Source organism: Rhodoblastus sp. 17X3 (assembly GCF_030056575.1).
GTDB lineage: Bacteria > Pseudomonadota > Alphaproteobacteria > Rhizobiales > Beijerinckiaceae > Rhodoblastus.
In genome coordinates this window covers 203,912-222,746 of sequence record NZ_JASHHX010000002.1, presented here as the reverse complement: position 1 = coordinate 222,746, position 18,835 = coordinate 203,912, and the positions used below count along the sequence as shown (strand labels likewise).

17 protein-coding genes are annotated in these 18,835 nt (G+C 63.5%); 5 read left to right on the top strand and 12 right to left on the bottom strand.

Annotated features, from left to right (window positions below; translation table 11 throughout):
- Positions 1 to 157 precede the first annotated feature (157 nt).
- From QM467_RS03710 to yajC, 4 genes are read right to left on the bottom strand one after another with little or no spacing between them, the layout of a single operon-like run.
- The gene (locus QM467_RS03710) at positions 158 to 547 is read right to left on the bottom strand and encodes an Mth938-like domain-containing protein (protein WP_283364950.1); all 390 of its coding nucleotides are present in this window, start codon (positions 545 to 547) and stop codon (positions 158 to 160) included.
- A gap of 1 nt (position 548) precedes the next feature.
- Positions 549 to 1,514, bottom strand: a complete 966-nt coding sequence (gene secF, locus QM467_RS03705; RefSeq protein WP_283364949.1) for a protein translocase subunit SecF — start codon at positions 1,512 to 1,514, stop codon at positions 549 to 551.
- A gap of 12 nt (positions 1,515 to 1,526) precedes the next feature.
- On the bottom strand, positions 1,527 to 3,107 hold the full coding sequence (secD, locus tag QM467_RS03700) for a protein translocase subunit SecD (protein ID WP_283364948.1): 1,581 nt from the start codon (positions 3,105 to 3,107) through the stop codon (positions 1,527 to 1,529).
- Positions 3,108 to 3,141: 34 nt separating this feature from the next.
- Complete coding sequence (gene yajC, locus QM467_RS03695) at positions 3,142 to 3,483, bottom strand: preprotein translocase subunit YajC (protein ID WP_283364947.1); 342 nt, start codon at positions 3,481 to 3,483, stop codon at positions 3,142 to 3,144.
- A 184-nt stretch (positions 3,484 to 3,667) separates the two neighbouring features.
- Between yajC and QM467_RS03690 the strand changes: the two genes are divergently transcribed.
- Positions 3,668 to 4,549, top strand: a complete 882-nt coding sequence (locus QM467_RS03690; RefSeq protein WP_283364946.1) for an ATP-binding protein — start codon at positions 3,668 to 3,670, stop codon at positions 4,547 to 4,549.
- On the opposite strand, the gene QM467_RS03685 is transcribed toward QM467_RS03690, so the two are convergent.
- The gene (locus QM467_RS03685) at positions 4,546 to 4,899 is read right to left on the bottom strand and encodes a hypothetical protein (RefSeq protein ID WP_283364945.1); all 354 of its coding nucleotides are present in this window, start codon (positions 4,897 to 4,899) and stop codon (positions 4,546 to 4,548) included. The genes QM467_RS03690 and QM467_RS03685 overlap by 4 nt on opposite strands.
- Positions 4,900 to 5,163: 264 nt before the next feature.
- Here QM467_RS03685 and lexA point away from each other — a divergent pair, with 264 nt between their 5' ends.
- On the top strand, positions 5,164 to 5,868 hold the full coding sequence (lexA, locus tag QM467_RS03680; RefSeq protein WP_283364944.1) for a transcriptional repressor LexA: 705 nt from the start codon (positions 5,164 to 5,166) through the stop codon (positions 5,866 to 5,868).
- A gap of 24 nt (positions 5,869 to 5,892) precedes the next feature.
- On the opposite strand, the gene QM467_RS03675 is transcribed toward lexA, so the two are convergent.
- On the bottom strand, positions 5,893 to 8,190 hold the full coding sequence (locus tag QM467_RS03675) for a ComEC/Rec2 family competence protein (RefSeq protein WP_283364943.1): 2,298 nt from the start codon (positions 8,188 to 8,190) through the stop codon (positions 5,893 to 5,895).
- Between the two features lie 113 nt (positions 8,191 to 8,303).
- Here QM467_RS03675 and gltX point away from each other — a divergent pair, with 113 nt between their 5' ends.
- From gltX to QM467_RS03660, 3 genes are all read left to right on the top strand, one after another.
- On the top strand, positions 8,304 to 9,761 hold the full coding sequence (gltX, locus tag QM467_RS03670; protein WP_283364942.1) for a glutamate--tRNA ligase: 1,458 nt from the start codon (positions 8,304 to 8,306) through the stop codon (positions 9,759 to 9,761).
- 146 nt (positions 9,762 to 9,907) lie between these two features.
- Positions 9,908 to 11,194: a citrate synthase gene (gene gltA, locus QM467_RS03665; protein ID WP_283364941.1), complete on the top strand. Its 1,287-nt coding sequence runs from the start codon at positions 9,908 to 9,910 to the stop codon at positions 11,192 to 11,194.
- Complete coding sequence (locus QM467_RS03660) at positions 11,191 to 11,757, top strand: hypothetical protein (RefSeq protein WP_283364940.1); 567 nt, start codon at positions 11,191 to 11,193, stop codon at positions 11,755 to 11,757. Before gltA ends, QM467_RS03660 begins: the two co-directional genes overlap by 4 nt.
- 22 nt (positions 11,758 to 11,779) lie before the next feature.
- Here the strand turns inward: QM467_RS03660 and lpxB are convergent, their stop codons facing one another.
- The 6 genes from lpxB to bamA form a co-directional block, all read right to left on the bottom strand.
- Positions 11,780 to 12,913 (bottom strand): lipid-A-disaccharide synthase, encoded by a 1,134-nt coding sequence (gene lpxB / locus QM467_RS03655; protein ID WP_342395094.1) that lies wholly within the window; start codon positions 12,911 to 12,913, stop codon positions 11,780 to 11,782.
- On the bottom strand, positions 12,910 to 13,755 hold the full coding sequence (locus QM467_RS03650; protein WP_283364939.1) for an LpxI family protein: 846 nt from the start codon (positions 13,753 to 13,755) through the stop codon (positions 12,910 to 12,912). The genes lpxB and QM467_RS03650 overlap by 4 nt, the downstream gene beginning before the upstream one ends.
- Complete coding sequence (lpxA, locus tag QM467_RS03645; RefSeq protein ID WP_283364938.1) at positions 13,752 to 14,552, bottom strand: acyl-ACP--UDP-N-acetylglucosamine O-acyltransferase; 801 nt, start codon at positions 14,550 to 14,552, stop codon at positions 13,752 to 13,754. Before lpxA ends, QM467_RS03650 begins: the two co-directional genes overlap by 4 nt.
- Before the next feature lie 3 nt (positions 14,553 to 14,555).
- Positions 14,556 to 15,035, bottom strand: a complete 480-nt coding sequence (fabZ, locus tag QM467_RS03640) for a 3-hydroxyacyl-ACP dehydratase FabZ (protein WP_283364937.1) — start codon at positions 15,033 to 15,035, stop codon at positions 14,556 to 14,558.
- An 80-nt stretch (positions 15,036 to 15,115) separates the two neighbouring features.
- The gene (gene lpxD / locus QM467_RS03635) at positions 15,116 to 16,168 is read right to left on the bottom strand and encodes a UDP-3-O-(3-hydroxymyristoyl)glucosamine N-acyltransferase (protein ID WP_283364936.1); all 1,053 of its coding nucleotides are present in this window, start codon (positions 16,166 to 16,168) and stop codon (positions 15,116 to 15,118) included.
- A gap of 128 nt (positions 16,169 to 16,296) precedes the next feature.
- Positions 16,297 to 18,822, bottom strand: a complete 2,526-nt coding sequence (bamA, locus tag QM467_RS03630; protein WP_283364935.1) for an outer membrane protein assembly factor BamA — start codon at positions 18,820 to 18,822, stop codon at positions 16,297 to 16,299.
- Between the last annotated feature and the right edge of the window lie 13 nt (positions 18,823 to 18,835).

Sequence of the window (18,835 nt, the reverse complement as noted above, 5' to 3'; positions counted from 1 at the left end):
GGGTTTCTAGACGGACGGCAAACATCCCCTCCGCTTCGTCTGGACAAACTTCTGAACGGGCGCGGACTACCCCTCGTTCAATATGGCGCCCGCCGGTTCCTCCCCCCGGCGGGCGCTTTTTTCTTTTACAGCCCTCGATTTCCTTTGAGTCCGCCCGTCACTCGACGGCGATGAGGACCGCGCCGACGAGGCGCCGCTCGCCCAAAAGAATATTATAGGTCTGGCAGGCTGCGCTGGTGCTCATCGGGTCGCAAGCTATGCCGAAATCGCGTAGCTTCTGCCGCAAGACTGGCGGGATCAGCTGAAGCGACGCGCCGCAACCGAACAGCATCAGTTCGACCGAGCCGCGCGGCAGCGCGAACAAAGGAGCCAAGGCCGCTACGTCGATCTCCGAAAAGCTTGTTGCGGCCAAGGCGCGGATTCCGTCCGGCAATGCGAGCAGCGAGCCACGATGCGACATGCCGCCGAACTGAAATCCCCCCGCTCCGATGCTGTCGATCGGGAAGCTGCCGGGCAGGAAGCCGTCATATTTGCGCTCGATCGCCAAATCAGGCGCTCGACAGCGGCCGGGCGCCGGTCTTGGCGCCAACCCCGGCGACTTCTTCGCTGGCCGAACGCGATTCATTGCGCAGGCCGAGATAAATCAGGGTCGGCGAGCAGATGAAGATCGAGGAATAGGTGGCGACGAAAATGCCCCACATCATCGCCAGCGAGAAGGAGCGGATCACCTGTCCGCCGAAGACGACCAGCGACAGCAGCGCCAGGAACACCGTGGTCGCGGTCATCAAGGTGCGCGGCAGCACGGCGTTGATCGACAGGTCGATCAACTGGTCTGTCGGCATCTTCTTGTATTTCCGCATATTTTCGCGGATGCGGTCGAGCACAACGACGGTTTCGTTCAGCGAATAGCCGACGATGGTCAGGATGGCCGCGATGGAGGTGGTGTTGAATTCAAGCTGGGTGATCGAGAAGAAGCCGACCGTCAGCAGCAGATCATGCATGGTCGCGATAATGGCCGCAATGGCGAACTGCCATTCGAAGCGGAACCAGAGATAGGCCAGAACGGCGAAGATCGAGAGCACTACGCCGAGCGTGCCCTGCTGCACCAATTCGCCCGACACGCGCGGGCCGACGACCTCAATGCGGCGGAATTCATAGGAATCGCCGAGCGCGGTCTTGACCTTCTCGACCGCGACCTGCTGCGCCGCGTCGCCGCCCGGCTGCATGCCGAAGCGGATCGAGGCGTCGGCCGGGGTCCCGAACCCTTGCACTTCGAGATCGCCAAGGCCGAGATGATCCGACAGGTCGCGGATATAGGACAGATCCGCCGTTCCCGACCGGGCCTGAACCTCCAGCAAGGTGCCGCCGGAAAAGTCGATGCCGAAATTCATGCCCACGACGAGGAACAGCACGACCGAGATGATCGAGAGCACCGCCGAAAAGGGATATGACACGCGCCGGAAGCGCATGAACGGGAATTTGGTGTTTTCAGGCGCGAGGCGCAGAAGCTTCATCGGAAAAACCCGTCAGATCGGCAGCTTGGTCGGGCGCGCGTAACGATACCACAGAGCGATCATCATTCGCGTCATGGTCACGGCGGTGACGATGGTGGTGAGAATGCCGAGCGCGAGCGAGACCGCGAAGCCGCGAACCGGGCCGGAGCCCAGGAAATAGAGGATCGCCGCGACCACGAACATGGTGACGTTGGAATCCACGATGGTGGCGAAGGCGCGGTTGAAGCCGGCGTCCAGCGCCGAAATCAGCGAGCGGCCCGCATGCGATTCCTCGCGGATGCGCTCATAGATCAGCACGTTGGAATCGACCGCCATGCCGATGGTCAGCACGATGCCGGCGATGCCCGGCAGCGTCAGGGTCGCGCGCAGCATTACAAGGGCCGCGAAGATCATGGAAATATGGATGAGCAGCGCGACATTGGCGAAGATGCCGAACACGCCATAAGTGACGAGCATATAGGCGACCACCAGACCCGCCGCCCAATAGGCCGCGCGCTTGCCGGCGTCGATCGAATCCTGGCCAAGGCCCGGACCGACGCTGCGCTCCTCGACAATGTTCAGCTTGGCCGGCAGCGCGCCCGCGCGCAGCAGAATGGCGAGGTTATTGGCCTGCTCCACGCTGAAACGGCCCGAAATCTGCCCGGAACCGCCGGTGATCGGACCCAGGATGCGCGGCGCGGAAATGACCTTGTTGTCCAGCACGATGGCGAAGGGCCGCCCGACATTGGCCGAGGTGACCTGGCCGAATTTCTGGCCGCCGCGAATGTTGAAGCGGAAATTGACGACCGGCTCGCCCGTGCGCGAATCGAAGCCGGGCTGAGCGTCGGTGAGATCCTCGCCCTGCACCATGACCTGCTTTTCGACCGGCAATTTGCCGGGCTGATCGGCCTGGTCGAGCATGTCCACGTCGCCGGGATTGGCGCCGGGTTCGCCAACGAGACGGAATTCCAGCTTGGCGGTGGTGCCGACGATATCCTTCAGGCGATTGGTGTCCTGGAGGCCGGGCACCTCGACGAGGATGCGGTCCGAGCCCTGGCGCTGGATGTTCGGCTCGGTCGTGCCAAGGCCGTTGACGCGGCGATTGAGGACTTCGATCGTCTGCTCGACCGCGCGCTTCACCTTGGAATCGATCGCGCCGTCGGTGAGCGTGAGCTTGAGCAGCCCGTCGCCGGCGTCGGAAATATCGAGGCCCGAGCCGCCCGGACCGGCCGCGACCTGCACCAGGCCATATAGCTTGGGCATGATTCGCGCGCGTTCGGCCGCGTCGGGGATGCGGACCTGCACGCCGCGCGGATTGACGCCAATGCCTCCCGCGATGGAGATCTTTTCGTCGCGCAGCAGGCGGCGCAAGTCGTCGCGCAGATTGCCGGTCATGGAGCGGATGACGTCGCCGCGATCGACCTCATAGAGGAGATGCGCGCCGCCCTGAAGGTCGAGGCCGAGCACGATGGAGTTTGGCGGCAGCCAGGACGGCAGAACGCCCGCGAGCCGCGCGCGATTATCCGGTCCGATCATGCTCGGAAGGCAGATCAGGATGGCGATGAGGGTCGCGGCGACGGTGGCGGCTACCTTCCAGGGGGCGAAGCGCATCATTGCGGGCGGCTAGTCCGTTCTTTTTCCTGCGCCCTCAGGCGTTGTCCTTCACCGGCTCGCCCTTGGCGCGCACGTCGGCTATCGCCACGCGGCTCTGGCGCACGCGGACGTTCGGAGCGATTTCAATTTCGATTTCGCTGTCGTCGATGGTCTTGGTGACTTTGCCGATCAGCCCGCCATTGGTGACGACGGTGTCGCCGCGGCGAATGTTCGTGATCATGTCCTGCTGCGCCTTGGCGCGCTGCTGCTGCGGGCGCAGGATCAGGAAATACATAATGATCAGGATGATGCCGAACGGCGCCAGCTGCATAAGGACGTCGGCTCCGCCGGAAGCGCCCGCCGCCGTCTGCGCGAAAGCCGGGGTGATGAAATTCATGTCACGTTTCCGCTCTTGGGCGCACTCTGGGCGCCAGTTGCCTGCGGCGCTTCGGGCGCCGGGATGAAAATCGCGCCGGACTATAGCGGCTGCAAAGCCGAAAGCAATCGCCGGCGGCGGCGAAAGCCTTGAGTCTTTCGCGGAGCGGCCCTAAACCGGCCCTTTCCGACCCGGACGGACGCCGATGACTGTTGCAGAGACCTCGAACGTGCAAACCCTGCTCGCGCGCATCGCCGAGGCGCTGGAGCGGCTGAGCCCGCCGCCGCCGCCGCGGCCCGATTTTTCCGCTGCCGACGCCTTCGTCTGGCGCGCGGAGACGCAGACTCTCGCTCCGGTCCGTAAAGTGAGCCGCGTCGAGCTCGCGCTTTTGCAGGGCGTCGATTATCTGCGCGACCAGCTGCTCGGCAATACCGAACGCTTTGCGCGCGGCCTGCCTGCGAATAACGTCCTGCTATGGGGCGCGCGCGGCATGGGCAAATCCTCGCTGGTCAAGGCCGCCCATGCCGGCATCAACGACCGGCTCGCCGCGACACCGGATTTTCCCGGGCTCAAGCTGATCGAAATCCATCGCGAGGACATCGAATCGCTGCCCGCGCTGATGGCCCAACTGCGCGACGCCGCGCCACGTTTCATCGTCTTCTGCGACGATCTCTCCTTCGACGGCGGCGACGCCTCCTATAAATCGCTCAAGGCCGCGCTGGAGGGCGGCGTCGAAGGGCGGCCCGCCAATGTCCTCTTCTACGCGACCTCGAACCGCCGCCACCTGCTGCCCCGCGACATGATGGACAATGAACGCTCGTCGGCCATCAATCCCGGCGAGGCGGTCGAGGAAAAAGTCTCGCTCTCGGATCGTTTCGGCCTCTGGCTTGGCTTCCACAAATGCAGCCAGGACGATTACCTCGCCATGGTCTTCGCTTACATCAAGCACTATGGGTTGCAGGCGCCGGAAGAGCAGATCCGGGCCGAGGCTCTGGAGTGGGCCATCACGCGCGCCTCACGTTCCGGCCGCGCGGCATATCAATATATCCAGGACCTGGCGGGGCGGCTGGGCCAGAAAATCGACTAGCCCTTGATGCGGCTCGCCCCATCGAGCCGCGCCAGCAGGCTCGTCGGGCGCCAGCGCTTGTCTTCGCGCAATTGCGCCAGATCGTCGCCAGCGCGCGCCGCCAGCGCCGCATGGAGATCAGCAGCGACGGCGCCGACGCCTGCGGCGAGCGCCTCGCGCTCATCCGCCGACGCGCCGAGTCCCGTGAGCAGCGAATCATAAAGCGCGGCAAGGCCGGGAAAAGCCCCGCGGTCCTCACCCGCGAACAGGCTTTTCAAACGCTCGGCCTCGGCGAGGCGCGCCTTGGTTCTCTCGCGGTGGCGACGCTGCTTCTCCGCGCCGGTCAGAGGCGAGGCGCCCAGTTTACGCATTGCTTGGCCGAAGTTTTGACGATTCGTTATGGCGAACAAATTACGGCGCCGGCCGAAGCATCGGCAAATCAATACTGATCGAATCGGATCGGCCAGAAATAGCCGCCCTGGCGTCTCCATACGCCGTGTCGCTAACGAAATTGGAACATTTATATTGCAGAACTAAGCAGGAACGTCTATGTTCCGTTCATGATTTGTCTAAGTTGAGTCCAATATTCGGCGGATCAAGTTCCGGCAGCCCGCGAGGCGAGACAAGGCGCGACCATGTTGACGAAAAAACAAAGCGAACTGCTGCGCTATATTCACGAGCGCCTCAAGGAGACGGGCGTGCCGCCGTCCTTCGACGAAATGAAGGATGCGCTCGATCTGCGCTCGAAATCGGGCATTCACCGGCTGATCATGGCGCTGGAGGAGCGCGGCTTCATCCGGCGCCTGCCCAACCGCGCGCGGGCGCTGGAAGTCCTGCGCCTGCCCGAATCATCCACGCCCGCGACGCCGCGCAGCGGCCGCTTCTCGCCCAGCGTGATCGAAGGAAATCTCGGCAAGTCGCGCCCGGTCGCGGCCGGCGATCCTTTTGAATCGACCGACACCGTCACCATTCCCGTGATGGGACGCATTGCGGCCGGCACGCCGATCTCCGCCCTTCAGACGCGCTCGCATTCGATCGCGCTCCCGCCGGACATGATCTCGGGCGGCGAGCATTACGCGCTGGAAGTGCGTGGAGATTCGATGATCGAGGCCGGAATCCTTGATGGTGACACGGTCGTCATCAAGAAGCAGGACACCGCCGAGTCGGGCGATATCGTCGTCGCCCTGATTGACGACGAGGAAGCCACCTTGAAGCGCCTGCGCAAGCGCGGCGCCTCGATCGCGCTCGAAGCGGCCAATCCCGCTTATGAAACCCGGATTTTCGGGCCGGATCGCGTCAATATCCAGGGCAAGCTGGTCAGCCTGCTACGCAAATATTGAACGGCCCTGCCCCGCGCGGAAGGCTCAGTCCACTGGCTCTTCCGGCGGCTCCTTCCAACCGGCGGACGTCTCGCGCCGGGGCCCCGTTTGGGGAAGCGGGGCAAGCGCCGCGGCGCGCCCCCGCGGCGCGCGCGACCACGGTCGATCCTCGCCCGGGGCGCGCGCCGTGCGCCATGACGCGCCATCCGGGCCAAAAGCCAGCGTGACCGAGCCTGTTTCCGCCAGCTTGCGCCGGTCGAGCAGGATTTTCGGCGCGCAGGAGCGCGGCGCGTAGAGCGGCGAAATCACGACCTGAGCCCGCGCGCAATCCTCATGGAAGGCGGAAGGGTCGAGCACCAGCGCAGTCTGGTCGCCATTGCGCAACACGCCGACGCAGCCGAGCGAGTCGCAGCGGCCCGATCTTTCCGTCTCGCCGGAAGATCGCAGGTCGGCGTCGGCCCGCAGCCATTGCTCGGCGGCGAAATTATCGCTTCTCTTGCCCAACAGGGTCAGCAACCCGTCAGCGTCGCGCAGGGCGGCCATATCGCCCGTCGGCGCCACCGCGAGGTCGAAGCGCTCGCCGCTCGCCGCGCCGAGCAGCCCCAGAGCAAGCCAGGGCAGCGCTGTGAGCTTCAGAATTCGTGTACGCCACAGCACGGCTGACAACACGGCCAGCGTCAGGCAGGCGATCGACCAGGGCGCGAAAGCTGGCAGAGCGACAGTCGCGCCCGGCGCTTCGCCGATCCAGCGTGCGAAGGTCATGATCATGGCGATGCCCACCCCGAGATAGGACCAGACCCAGCCATCGATCCCGAAAGCAAAAAGCAGCGATCCCATTAGCGCGGCGGGCACCGCGAACAGCTCGATCATCGCCAGCGTCAGCGGATTGCCGATCAGGACATAGGGGCTCAATTCATGGAAATCATAGGCCATGAAGGATGCCGTCGCCGAGGTCGCGCAGAAAGTCGCCACCAGAGCGCCAAGCAGCCCGTGGCGGCTCATTTCGGCGACATGCTTGGCGACTCCCTGCTTTTCCTTTTCCGCTTCTGTTCCATCCAGCCTCGCCGGGGCGATCGGACGTCGCGCCCCCGCGCGCGTTTCATAGACCGCGACCAGAGCCGCGACAGCGGCGAAGGAGAGTTGGAAGCTTGCCCCAAGCAGGGCCTCCGGCTCCAGAGCGATTACCGCCAGGGCGGCGAAGGCGAGATTGCGCATGGTCAGCGCCGGACGATCCGCCAGAACAGCGCCGAGCAGGATCAAGGTCATGAACAAGGCCCGTTCGGATCCGACGCGCGATCCCGTGAACAGGCCATAGGCCAGCGCTCCGAGCATCGCGAGCGCCGCCGCCCATTTCTTGATGGGATAATTGAGCGCCAGAGCAGGAAAGAGCGCCAGCAGCCCGCGAAATCCGACGAAAAATATGCCGGCGACCAGGGTCATCTGCACGCCGGATATGGTGATGACGTGAAAAATGCCGGCCTTGCGGATGGTTTCGCGCGCGTCTTCGGAGAGCATGTCGCGCTTGCCCGTCACCATGGCCGCGCCGATCGCGCCATTGTCGCCGCCGATGGCGTTGTAAACCCGCAACGCCAGGGCGTTGCGCGCCCGGTCCAGCCCGGCGAAAAACCGCAGCCGCCAGCCCGGCTCTTCGGGCGCAGGCGCGGCCTCTGCCCGCCCGAGCACATTGCCGACCGCGCCGATGCGCTGAAAATAGGCGTCGCGGGCGAAATCATAGCCGCCCGGCAGCGCGGCATGGGCCGGAGGCAGCAGCCGCGCCTTGATGGTCAGGAAATCGCCGGCGGCGAAAGCGGGAACGCCGCGCGAGGTCAAGCGTACGCGATAAGGCGTCTTTTCCGGCGCCAGCCCCTCGGCCTCAGTCACGCGCAACAGGAATCGCGCGCCCTGGACGCGATGGTCCACCTCCTCGACGAAACCCGCGACGTCGCCGACGAAGGTGTGCTCCAGCACCGGCGCCTCGACCCGTGCGGCGCGCCAGCCGCCGGAAAATTCTCCCGCCGCCATCGCCGCCAGCCCGATAAACAAAGCGGAAAGGACGCGACGCCCCCGCGCGGCATAAGCCAGCGCCGCGAACAGGACGGCGGCGGCCCCGACGATCCACAGCACAGGCTCGGTCGGCGCGAGGATATAAAAGATCGCGCCTGCGCCCGCGGCGGCTGGCAGCCAGAGGAAGGGACGGCGCAGGTCCGATTCCTCCTCCATCGCCGCGCCGCAGCGGCGACGCAGGGCGGCGAGCGCGGCGCCCGGCGTCCAGCCGGCCAGGCCCGCGCCGCCGAAAACCCTGTCTGTCAGCCGCTCCGTCAACCCCTTGGGCGGGGACGCCATGCCATTGCCTTTTTAGTTTTTATGCCGTTAGAGCCCATGCTACACGAACGCGCCGCCGCAACGCCACGCCGCATTGCGTCATCACCCCGCGCGCCGCATCAGGTTTTCTAGTCATGTCCCAATCCGCCGTCACGCGTTTCGCCCCTTCCCCCACCGGCTATCTGCACATTGGCGGCGCGCGCACCGCTCTGTTCAATTGGCTGCTCGCCCGCCAGAGCGGCGGCAAGATGCTGCTGCGCATCGAGGACACCGACCGCGAACGGTCCACGGAAGGCGCCATCGCAGCCATCATCGACGGCCTGCAATGGCTGGGGCTCGATTGGGACGGTGAGACCATCTACCAATTCGCCCGCGTCGACCGCCACCGCGAGGTGGCCGCGCAAATGCTCGCCAGCGGCGCCGCCTATAAATGCTACGCGACGCCGGCCGAACTGGACGAAATGCGCGAGTTGGCGCGCAAGGAGGGCCGCCCGCCGCGCTATGACGGGCGTTGGCGGGACCTCGGCGGCAGCGAGGCCGAGGCTTACGCCATCGCCGAAGGCCGCAAGGCGGTGATCCGGCTCAAGGCGCCGCGCGAGGGCGAGACAGTCATCCAGGACAAGGTCCAAGGGATGGTCACCTTCCCCAACAAGGATCTCGACGATCTCGTGCTGCTGCGTTCCGACGGCAACCCGACCTATATGCTCGCGGTGGTGGTGGACGATCACGACATGGGCGTGACCCAGATCATTCGCGGCGACGATCATCTCACCAACGCCGCGCGCCAGACCCATATCTATCAGGCCATGGGCTGGGACATCCCCGCCTTCGCCCATATTCCGCTCATCCACGGGCCGGACGGGGCGAAAATGTCCAAGCGCCATGGCGCGCTCGGCGTGGACGCCTATCGCGCGCTGGGCTATCTGCCCGAAGCCCTGCGCAATTATCTGGCGCGGCTGGGGTGGAGCCAGGGCGACCGCGAATTCTTCTCGACGCCGGAGCTGGTCGAAGCCTTTTCGCTGGACCAGGTGCACCGTTCCCCGGCGCGCTTTGACTATGTGAAGCTCGAAAACATGAACGGCCAATATATGCGGGCGATGGACGACGCGCTGCTGCTGGAGCAATTCGTCGCCTCCCTGCCCTATCTCCCCAACGGGCCCGAGCTTGCGGCCAAGCTGGACGACAGGAAAAAGGCGCAGCTCGCCAGCGCGATGCCCGGCCTGAAGGAGCGCGCCAAGACGCTGGTCGAACTCGCCGACGGTGCGCAGTTCCTGTTCGCGCAGCGGCCGCTTTCCTATGACGAGAAGGCCCGCGACCTGCTCGGCGAGGCGGGCCGCGCCCATCTCGCGGCGCTCGCGCCGAAGCTCGAAGCCTTGCCCGAATGGGCTGCGGCGGCGGCCGAGGCCGCCGTGCGCGCCTATGTCGCCGAAACCGGCGCCAAGCTCGGCCAGGTCGCCCAACCGCTGCGCGCGGCGCTCACCGGGCGCGCGACCTCGCCGGGCATTTTCGACGTGCTGGTCACGCTTGGCCGCGAGGAGAGTCTCGGCCGAATCCGGGACGCCGCGCACGGCGGCGGCGCCCCCAACGTTTAAGAAGCTGTCATCTTGAACCGGCGCCGACAATGAGCTAGTCATTTGCAGCGCACAATTTTCCCGCGTTTTCGCCGTATTTCGCCCGTCAAATCGCGGCGGGCGACCGGCAACGCGCGGCCTGCAGCGTCAGCGAAAAGGCGAGTCTCATGAGCGAAACGGGCAAGTTTATCCTAGGCGACAAGACCGTAGAAATGCCGGTCAAGCATGGCTCCATCGGGCCGGCCGTCGCCGACATCGCCAAGTTGTACAGCCAGACCGGCATGTTCACCTATGATCCCGGCTTCACCTCGACAGCGAGCTGCGAATCCAAGATCACCTATATCGACGGCGACGAAGGCGTCCTGCTGCATCGCGGCTATCCGATCGAACAGCTCGCCGAGCACGGCGACTTCCTCGAGACATGCTATCTGCTGCTGTACGGTGAATTGCCGACCGCCAACCAGAAGGCGGACTTCGACTATCGCATCACCCGCCACACCATGATCCATGAGCAGATGGCAAAGTTCTTCTCCGGCTTCCGCCGCGACGCCCATCCGATGGCCGTTATGGTGGCTTCGGTCGGCGCGCTCTCGGCCTTCTATCACGACTCGACCGACATCTCGGATCCGCAGCAGCGCGTGGTCGCCACCATGCGCATCATCGCGAAAATGCCGACGATGGCCGCCATGGCCTATAAGTACAATATCGGCCAGCCCTTCATCTACCCGAAGAACGACCTCGACTACACATCGAACTTCCTGCGCATGTGCTTCGCCGTGCCCTGCGAGGAATACAAGGTCAATCCGATCCTCTCGCGCGCATTGGACCGCATCTTCATCCTGCACGCCGACCACGAGCAGAACGCCTCGACCTCGACCGTTCGTCTCGCTGGCTCCTCGGGCGCCAATCCCTTCGCCTGTATCGCCGCTGGCATCGCCTGCCTGTGGGGCCCCGCTCATGGCGGCGCCAATGAAGCCGCGCTCAAGATGCTGTCGGAAATCGGCTCGGTCGAGAATATTCCGAAATATATCGCCAAGGCCAAGGACAAGAACGATCCGTTCCGCCTGATGGGCTTCGGCCATCGCGTTTACAAGAACTACGATCCGCGCGCCAAGATCATGGCCAAGACCTGCCATGAAGTGCTGGGCGAACTTGGCATCAAGGACGATCCGCTGCTCGACGTCGCGGTCGAACTGGAGCGCATCGCGCTGCACGACGAATATTTCGTCGAGAAGAAGCTCTATCCGAACATCGACTTCTATTCGGGCATCACTCTCAAGGCGATGGGCTTCCCCGTTTCGATGTTCACCGTTCTGTTCGCTCTCGCCCGCACCGTCGGCTGGATCGCGCAGTGGAAGGAAATGATCGAAGACCCGAGCCAGAAGATCGGCCGTCCGCGCCAGCTCTACACCGGTGCGCCGAAGCGCGATTATGTGAAAATGGGTTCGCGTTGATCCATCTCTCGGACAAAATCCGGCCCGCGTCCTGCGCCTTGCGCGCGGCGGCGCGGTCCTCTTCCGCAGCCGCCCTCATCTGGCTCAGCCTTGGGGGCGGTTTCGTTTTCGCGCAGGCCAATGCGATCGAAGAAGGCGGACTGGTCGAAAAGCGCGTCGAACCGGCGCCCATCGACGACAAGGCCTTCGATTGCGCCGCTTTCAGGAAACTGATCGCCGCCGCCTCGGACGGCTTCAAAGGCGTTCGCAGCGCCGTAAAGGCCGAAAGCGATTCGCTGGCGACTTTTGGCGTGACAGACCCGCTGTTTGGCGCTTGCGAGATCGTCGATAAGAAGAAGATCGGCGAAATCATCTATTCCTGCCAGGCCGAGAAATTGAGTCTGGCCGACCTCAAGGCGACTGTCGAAGCCTGCCTCGGCGACAAGGCGTTCAGCTATGCGGGGAATGAAAACCCGAATACGCCCTTCCTGCGTTACAGCCCGAAGATCGGCGACGCCAGGGCGCGCGTTGTCGTGCTGACCACCTTCGGCAAGAAGACGCTGGCGATCATGAATCCGCGCTGAAGAAAATTATTCCGTTATTTTATTAGTTTGCGCCGATAAGCTCGCAAATGGCTTCAGCCGCCTTTTCGCTCGGCTTCTGCCCTTCGGCAATCGCGATCCGTTCGCGCAACAGGCTAAGCGCGGCAAGCTGCCGGCGCCGTTCCGGGCTGTCCTCGATGATCTCGGCCAGACGCGCGGCCAGCAATGCGCCGTTCGCTTCGTCCTGCAAATATTCCGGATAGGCCTTTTCGCCGATGATCAGATTGGGCAGCGACACCATGTTCACCTGAATGAGGCGGCGCGCGAAGAATTCCTCGATCCTGGGGATTCGATAGGCGACGATGGCAGGCGTCCGCGACATCGCCAGTTCCAGCGCCACGGTGCCCGAGGCCGCGAGCGCGGCGCGAGCGGAGCGGAAGGCGGCGTATTTCTCGGCGTCGTCCACCACCACGCGCGGCTTGACCGGCCAGCCGGCGGTCATTGCGCGAACCTGTTCGAGCACGCTCGTCGCGGTGGGCAAGATATATTCGAGGCCCGGATGCTCCGCATCGAGCCGCGCGATGGCCTCGCCGAAAGGCGCGCCCATGCGCTGCACAACCGAGGCGCGCGAGCCGGGCAGGACGAGCACCGGGCCTAATTTCTTGGTCTCGTCATCGCCCCGCAACTGCGCCGCCCGCTCGATCACCGGATGGCCGATATAAAGGCAACGCGGCCCGTCGAGGCGCAGATGCGCCTCCGGTTCGAAAGGAAATATCGCCAAAATCAGATCGACATAGGCGCGCATCTTCTTCGCGCGCCCAGGACGCCAGGCCCAGACCGTCGGCCCGACATAGTTCACGATTTTCAGATCTGGCAGCACCCTGCGCACGCGCTTGGCGACGCGATGGGTAAAATCCGGGCTGTCGATGAGGATCAGCGCGTCGGGACGCGCGGCGATCACCGCGCGCGCGGTCTGGTCTATCCGTTTTAGCAGGTTGCGCAGATTGGCGAGCACTGGCAGCACGCCCATCAACGAAATTTCGTTCATCGGAAACAGGCTGTCGAAATTTTCCCCGCGCATGGCCTCGCCGCCGACGCCCAAAAGTTCGACATCGGGCGCGCGGGCGCGTATCGCTCGGATCAAGCCCTGACCGAGCAGATCACCCGAGGGCTCGCCGGCGATCATGTAAATTTTCACGCCGCCGTCTCCCGCGAGAAGCCGTAAAGGAACAGTCCCGCCTTTTCCGCCTGCGCGGCGACGGCGGCGCGATCGAGGATCAGCACTCTGCCCGTCTCGACCGCGATGCCCATTAGCCCGGCTTTTGCGGCCGAAGCCACCGTTTCCGGTCCCATGGCGGGCAAATCGACACGCAGGTCCTGGCCTTTTTTCGGCGCCTTGATAAGCAGGCCCGCCGGCCCCTTGGCCCGCCAGCGTCCTTTTTCGCGCAGTTCCGCGACCCGGTGGAGCATGGCGTCCGTCCCCTCGGCGGCCTCGAGAGCGATGATGCGGCGATGGAACAGCACGAGAGCCTGCCCGATATCGAAGGCCGAAAGCGCGCTGAGGCAATCGTGGCCGAAGACGAGATCTTCCGCGCAATCCTTCGGAAACGGAACGCGATTCATCGGCCCTGCGGCCGCCAGCAGTTCCGGCGCGAAGGAATCGACGCCAACCACACGCAGCCCCTCGCCTTCGAACAGCCGAATCACGCCCTTGAGCGCGTGATCGTCGCCGCCTTTCAGAAGTCGAACAATATCGGGCAGACGCTTGATCGCACCCCAATCCGGGCGCAGGTCGGCGAATTCAGGCCGCCCAAGGCCGCCGATCAGGCAGACGTCCTTGATGTCCCGCGCCGCGATCTCGCGCAGCGCAGCGCCCAACTGCCCGACTCCGAGCCAGATATGCGGAAACTCCTCGATCGCCTCACTCGCCATTCCCTTGAGACCGAGGATAAAGACCTCGAGCCCCCGTTGCCGCGCCGCGCGGGCCGCGACGAGGGGGAATTGCCCGCCGCCGCAAATCAGGGCGACGCGGTCGCTCACGGCGTGAGCCGCTCAATCTGCGGCATGCACAAGGCGCGATCCCCGCCCGCGCGGATGAAATCGACGATCATCATGACCTCGGCGTTATCGGCAAATTCCTCGGCGACGTCTTCGACGCGCTCTTTCAAGGTCCCTTCCGGCGCGAACAGGGCGCGATAGGCGCGGCGCAGGTCATGGATGGCTTCGCGGGTGAAATTTCGCCGCTTCAGACCAACGAGATTGAGGCCCATGAGGAAGCCACGGCTGCCGAAGGCCAGACCGAATGGGATGAGATCGGCCCCGATGCCTGTCATGCCGCTGACAAAAGAATGCGCGCCTACGCGGGCATATTGGACGATGGCCGAGCCGCCGCCGCAAATGACGAAGTCGTCGATGGTGACATGGCCGGCGATCATGACATTGTTGGAAAAAACGCAGTCATTGCCGATGATGCTGTCATGGCCGACGTGGGAATTGGCAAGGAAGAAACAGCGATCGCCGACGATGGTCGCCGAGCGGCCCGTCACCGTGCCGGGATTCATCGTCACGCCCTCGCGGATCACACAATCGGCGCCGATGGTCAGCGTGGTTTCCTCGCCCCGATATTTCAGATCCTGCGGCTCATAACCGACCGACGCGAAGGGATAGATGCGGGCGCGCGGGCCAATGGCGGTGTGGCCGTTGACGACGACGTGGGACTTCAGGCTCACGCCGTCGCCAAGCGTCACATTCGGGCCGATATGGCAGAACGGGCCGATATGGACGCCGTCGCCCAGTTTCGCGCCGTCCTCGACGATCGAAGTGGGATGAATGGACATGGTTCAGCCTTGTTTGTCAGCGTCTTCGGTGATGATCATGGCGCTGATTTCCGCCTCGGCGACCAGCGCGCCGTCGACCATCGCCTTGCCCTGATACCACCAGATGTTGCGCCGCTGATTGATGCGCGTCATATGAAATTCGACGCGGTCGCCCGGCACGACCGGCTTGCGAAATTTCGCCTTGTCGATGGTCATGAAATAGACCAACGGAGGCTTGGCGCCGCCGAGACGCGAATTGACGCACAGCGCGCCGGCCGTCTGGGCCATTGCCTCAATCAGAAGAACACCCGGGAAGACGGGCCGTTCAGGGAAATGGCCGGTGAATTGCGGCTCGTTGATCGTTACATTCTTGATGCCGACGCCGAATTCGTCCCCGCGCGCCTGAATGATCCGATCGACCAGCAAGAAAGGATAGCGATGCGGGAGCAATTGCATCAGCCGCTGGATATCGATCGTCTCCAAAGTACTGCCCTGGTCCGACATATCAAGTTCCGTAAAATTCAAGCCCTGTACGACTAAGCCCGCTTTAACGACACATTCGCGTCGAAAGCCAGCGCAAAAACTCATTCCTCGCGCCCGCGGCTACGACTTTTCGTCAATCTGTCGAGCGCGGCGACGCTCTTCAGCCAGTCGCGCGCATTCTTGGCCGGCGATCCGCCGACCTTGGCGCCCGGATCGACGTCATTCATGACGCCGGACTGCGCCGCGATCTGCGCTCCCATGCCGATACGCAAATGGCCGGTGATGCCGGCCTGCCCTCCCGCGACGACAAAATCGCCGAACTCGGTCGAGCCGGATATGCCGACCTGGCTGACGATGACGCAATGGCGACCGATCACAACGTTATGGGCGATCTGCACCAGATTATCGATCTTCGTGCCCTCGCCGATGATCGTGTCGCGATTGGCGCCGCGATCAATCGTGCTGTTCGCGCCGATCTCGACATCGTCCTGGATGATGACGCGGCCGATTTGCGGCACCTTCTGGTGCCCCTTCGGGCTCATCGCGAAGCCGAATCCGTCCTGACCAATTCGCACGCCGGGATGAATGATGACGCGATCGCCGATCAAGGCGTTGCATATGGTCGCGCCGGCGCCGACGGCACTGGAGCGGCCGATCCGCACACGCGGGCCGATGACCGCATTGGGGCCGATGACGGCGCCCGAGCCGATTTCCGCATAGGGTCCGATCACCGCGCCGGGATCGACAATGACATCCGCCTCAAGGCGCGCAAGCGGATGGACATTCGCGCCGGGCGAGACGCCATGGCTGTCGAACAGGGAGCCCGGACGCGCGGCGTCGGGGTAAAGCCGCGCTGTGACGATGGAGCAGGCGCGATAAGGCTCCCGCACGACCAATGCGGCAACGCCCTTGGGCACGCGGTCCGCATAGCGTTCGCCGACCAGACAGGCTGTCGCCCGCGTGCCGGCGAGTTGATCGGCATATTTGGGATTGTCGAGAAAGACCAGGTCGCCGGGCCGCGCCCGGTCAAGCGGCGCGACATCGACGATTGCGACGCTCAGATCGACCCCTTCGGCCGGCTTTGCGCCCGTCCATTCGACAATCTCGCCAAGAGTGGGCGAAATCGCGCGACGAAAAAACTTCATCTCGTCCATTTCGGGACTCCCTTGCTTCGAAGAGATTTCGGTTGTGCGACAAAGCGAGACGCGGCGCTCGAGAGCCGGCCCGCCAAAGGAAAAGGGCGCGGCTTTCGGCCGCGCCCTCTTATCCCTACGCTGCGCGATCAGAAATTCGTGCCGCCGGTGAAGCTGAACGCCTGAGTGACGTCGGTATTGGCCTTCGAGAGAACGAAGGAATAGTTGAATCGGATCGGACCCATGGGCGAAGCCCAGATCAGACCGAGGCCAACCGACGACCGGACGGCCGCGTTGTTGCTGCCGACATTGATGCAAGGCGTTTGCTGAACAGGGACGCCGTTGGCCGCATAGGTCCTCTTCGGCGCGCCCGTCGGGGTGTTGTTGGTCATATAGGCGCAGGACAGCGCCTGAGCGGAATTATACCCCAGATAGGTGCCGAAATTGGTCATGCCCTGGTAGTTCCAGAGGCTGCCGGCATCGGCATAGACCGCGCCCTTGAGTCCCAGATCCCTGGGCACGCCCCAGATCGGGAACTGCGCTTCGAGCGAAGCGCCCCAATAATCGGTGCCGCCGAGCGCGTTGCCGTTATTGTTGGTATAGAGGTTGGTGACGTCGCGCGGACCGATGCCCCCCGGCGCGAAGCCGCGAACCAGGCTCGGGCCAAGATTGAAGTTATCAACGATACGCAGGGGCTGGCTGCCGGTATTCAGCAAGTTGCCCGCCTGCAAATGCCCGATGCCGACGATATTGTCGAAATAAAGCTCGTGATAGCCGCGAATATCGACCGTCGTGCGGAGGAAATTGGAATCGCCGCCAACACCGGCGAAATCCTGCTTCAATTCGGCGCGAATGCCGTTATGCGGATCACGCGGATTGTCGATCGTGTTATAGGCCAGCGTATAGCCGATCATCGACGTGAGCCAGTTGCCCTGCGCCTGCTTCAGCGCCAGCGAAGCTTCGCCATTGGTCAAGCAGCTCGAAGTGCCAAATGTATAGTCGATTGGCAGCGCGCCAGGCGTGCCGGGCGTGATGCCCCAGATCGGATAAGTACAGTCGTTATAAGGACGGCTGGAATTATTGGGGATCGTCAGCTGCGAATTATACAGCGAATAGCGCGGGGCGATCGAAAGATCGTCCGTCAGCGGTATGCCGAAGCGAATGGTGCCGCCCGTGACCCAGTTTGAATAATAGGCATAGTTGGAGGCGCTCGACATCTTGGAATAAAGGTCGAAGCCCGCCGCAAGGCGGTTATCCAGGAAGAAGGGCTCGGTGTAGTTGAGCTCGATGCCCTTGGTGTACTGGCCATAGGAAAGCGAGGTGCGAATGTAATCGCCGCGACCCAGGAAGTTGCTCTGCGTGACCGAGACTTCGGCAATGAAGCCTTCGGTCGTCGAATAGCCGCCCGAGACCGAGAATGAACCCGTGGACTGCTCCTCGACATCGACATCGACGATGATGCGGTCGGCCGCCGAACCGGGCTCGTTGGAAATCTTGACCTTCTTGAAGAAGCCCAGCGAATTCAGGCGGCGTTCGGCCTTGTCGACGAGCACCTTGTTATAGGCGTCGCCTTCGCCAATATCGAACTCGCGGCGGATCACGTAATCGCGCGTCGCCGTGTTGCCTCGAATGTTGATCCGCTCGATATAAACGCGAGGACCTTCCTCGACGACAAAGGCGATCGCAACGGTGTGGGTGGCCGGATCGCGGTCGCCGCGCGGGCGAACCTGCGAGAAGGCGTAGCCCTGTTTCTGGACTTCCTTCGTCAGGCGCAGAACAGTGTTCTGGACGGCGTCGCCGTCATAGGTGTCGCCAGCATGAATCTGGAGCGACGGCTGGAGAGCGGCGTCGGAAACGCCATTGATGTGCGATTCGACCTGGACGGAGCCGACGTGGTAAACGCCGCCCTCTTCCAGCGAAATCGTGACAATATAGCCGCCTTGAGCCGGGTCGTAGACCGGATCGACGCCGATGATGCGGAAGTCGGCATAGCCGTTCTTGAGATAGAAGCGACGGATCGCCTCGGCGTCCTTGGCGAGACGGTCGGGATCGAAAACGTCCGAAGTCTTGAAGAAGGACAGGAGGTTCATCTCCGTCGTGTCCATCAGGCCCAGCAGGCGACCGCTGGAATAAGCCTGATTGCCGACAAAACGGATTTCCTTGACGCCGGTCTTTTCGCCTTCCTTGATGTCATAGACGACGTCGACCGTGCCATTGGGCGTCTCGACCGTGCGCGTCGTGACGGAAGCGGCATTGCGTCCGGCGCGACGGTAGACGTCCATGATGCGCTGCACGTCGGCGTCAGCGACGGCGCGGCTATAGGCGCCGCGGTTCTTCAGCTGGACCTCTTTTTCGAGGTCCTCGGACTTGACCTTGCTATTGCCGGTGAAAACGACGTGATTGATCACCGTCGAATTCTCGACGACATGCACCACCAGCGTCGAACCACGACGGCTGACCTGCACGTCGGAGAAATATCCGGTGCCGTAAAGCTTCTTGACCGCATCGTTGGCGTCGCCGCCCACGAAATACGAGCGGATCGTCTCCGCATCGACGCGATGATTGCCTTCGACGACGATAGTTTCGGCAAACGCCTGGTTCGGCGCCGCGAGCGTACCGACAACCAACGCGACCGCCAATGCGGACCGACCTTTAAGACCTCGGCGAAACTTCATTGAAACCCGGTCC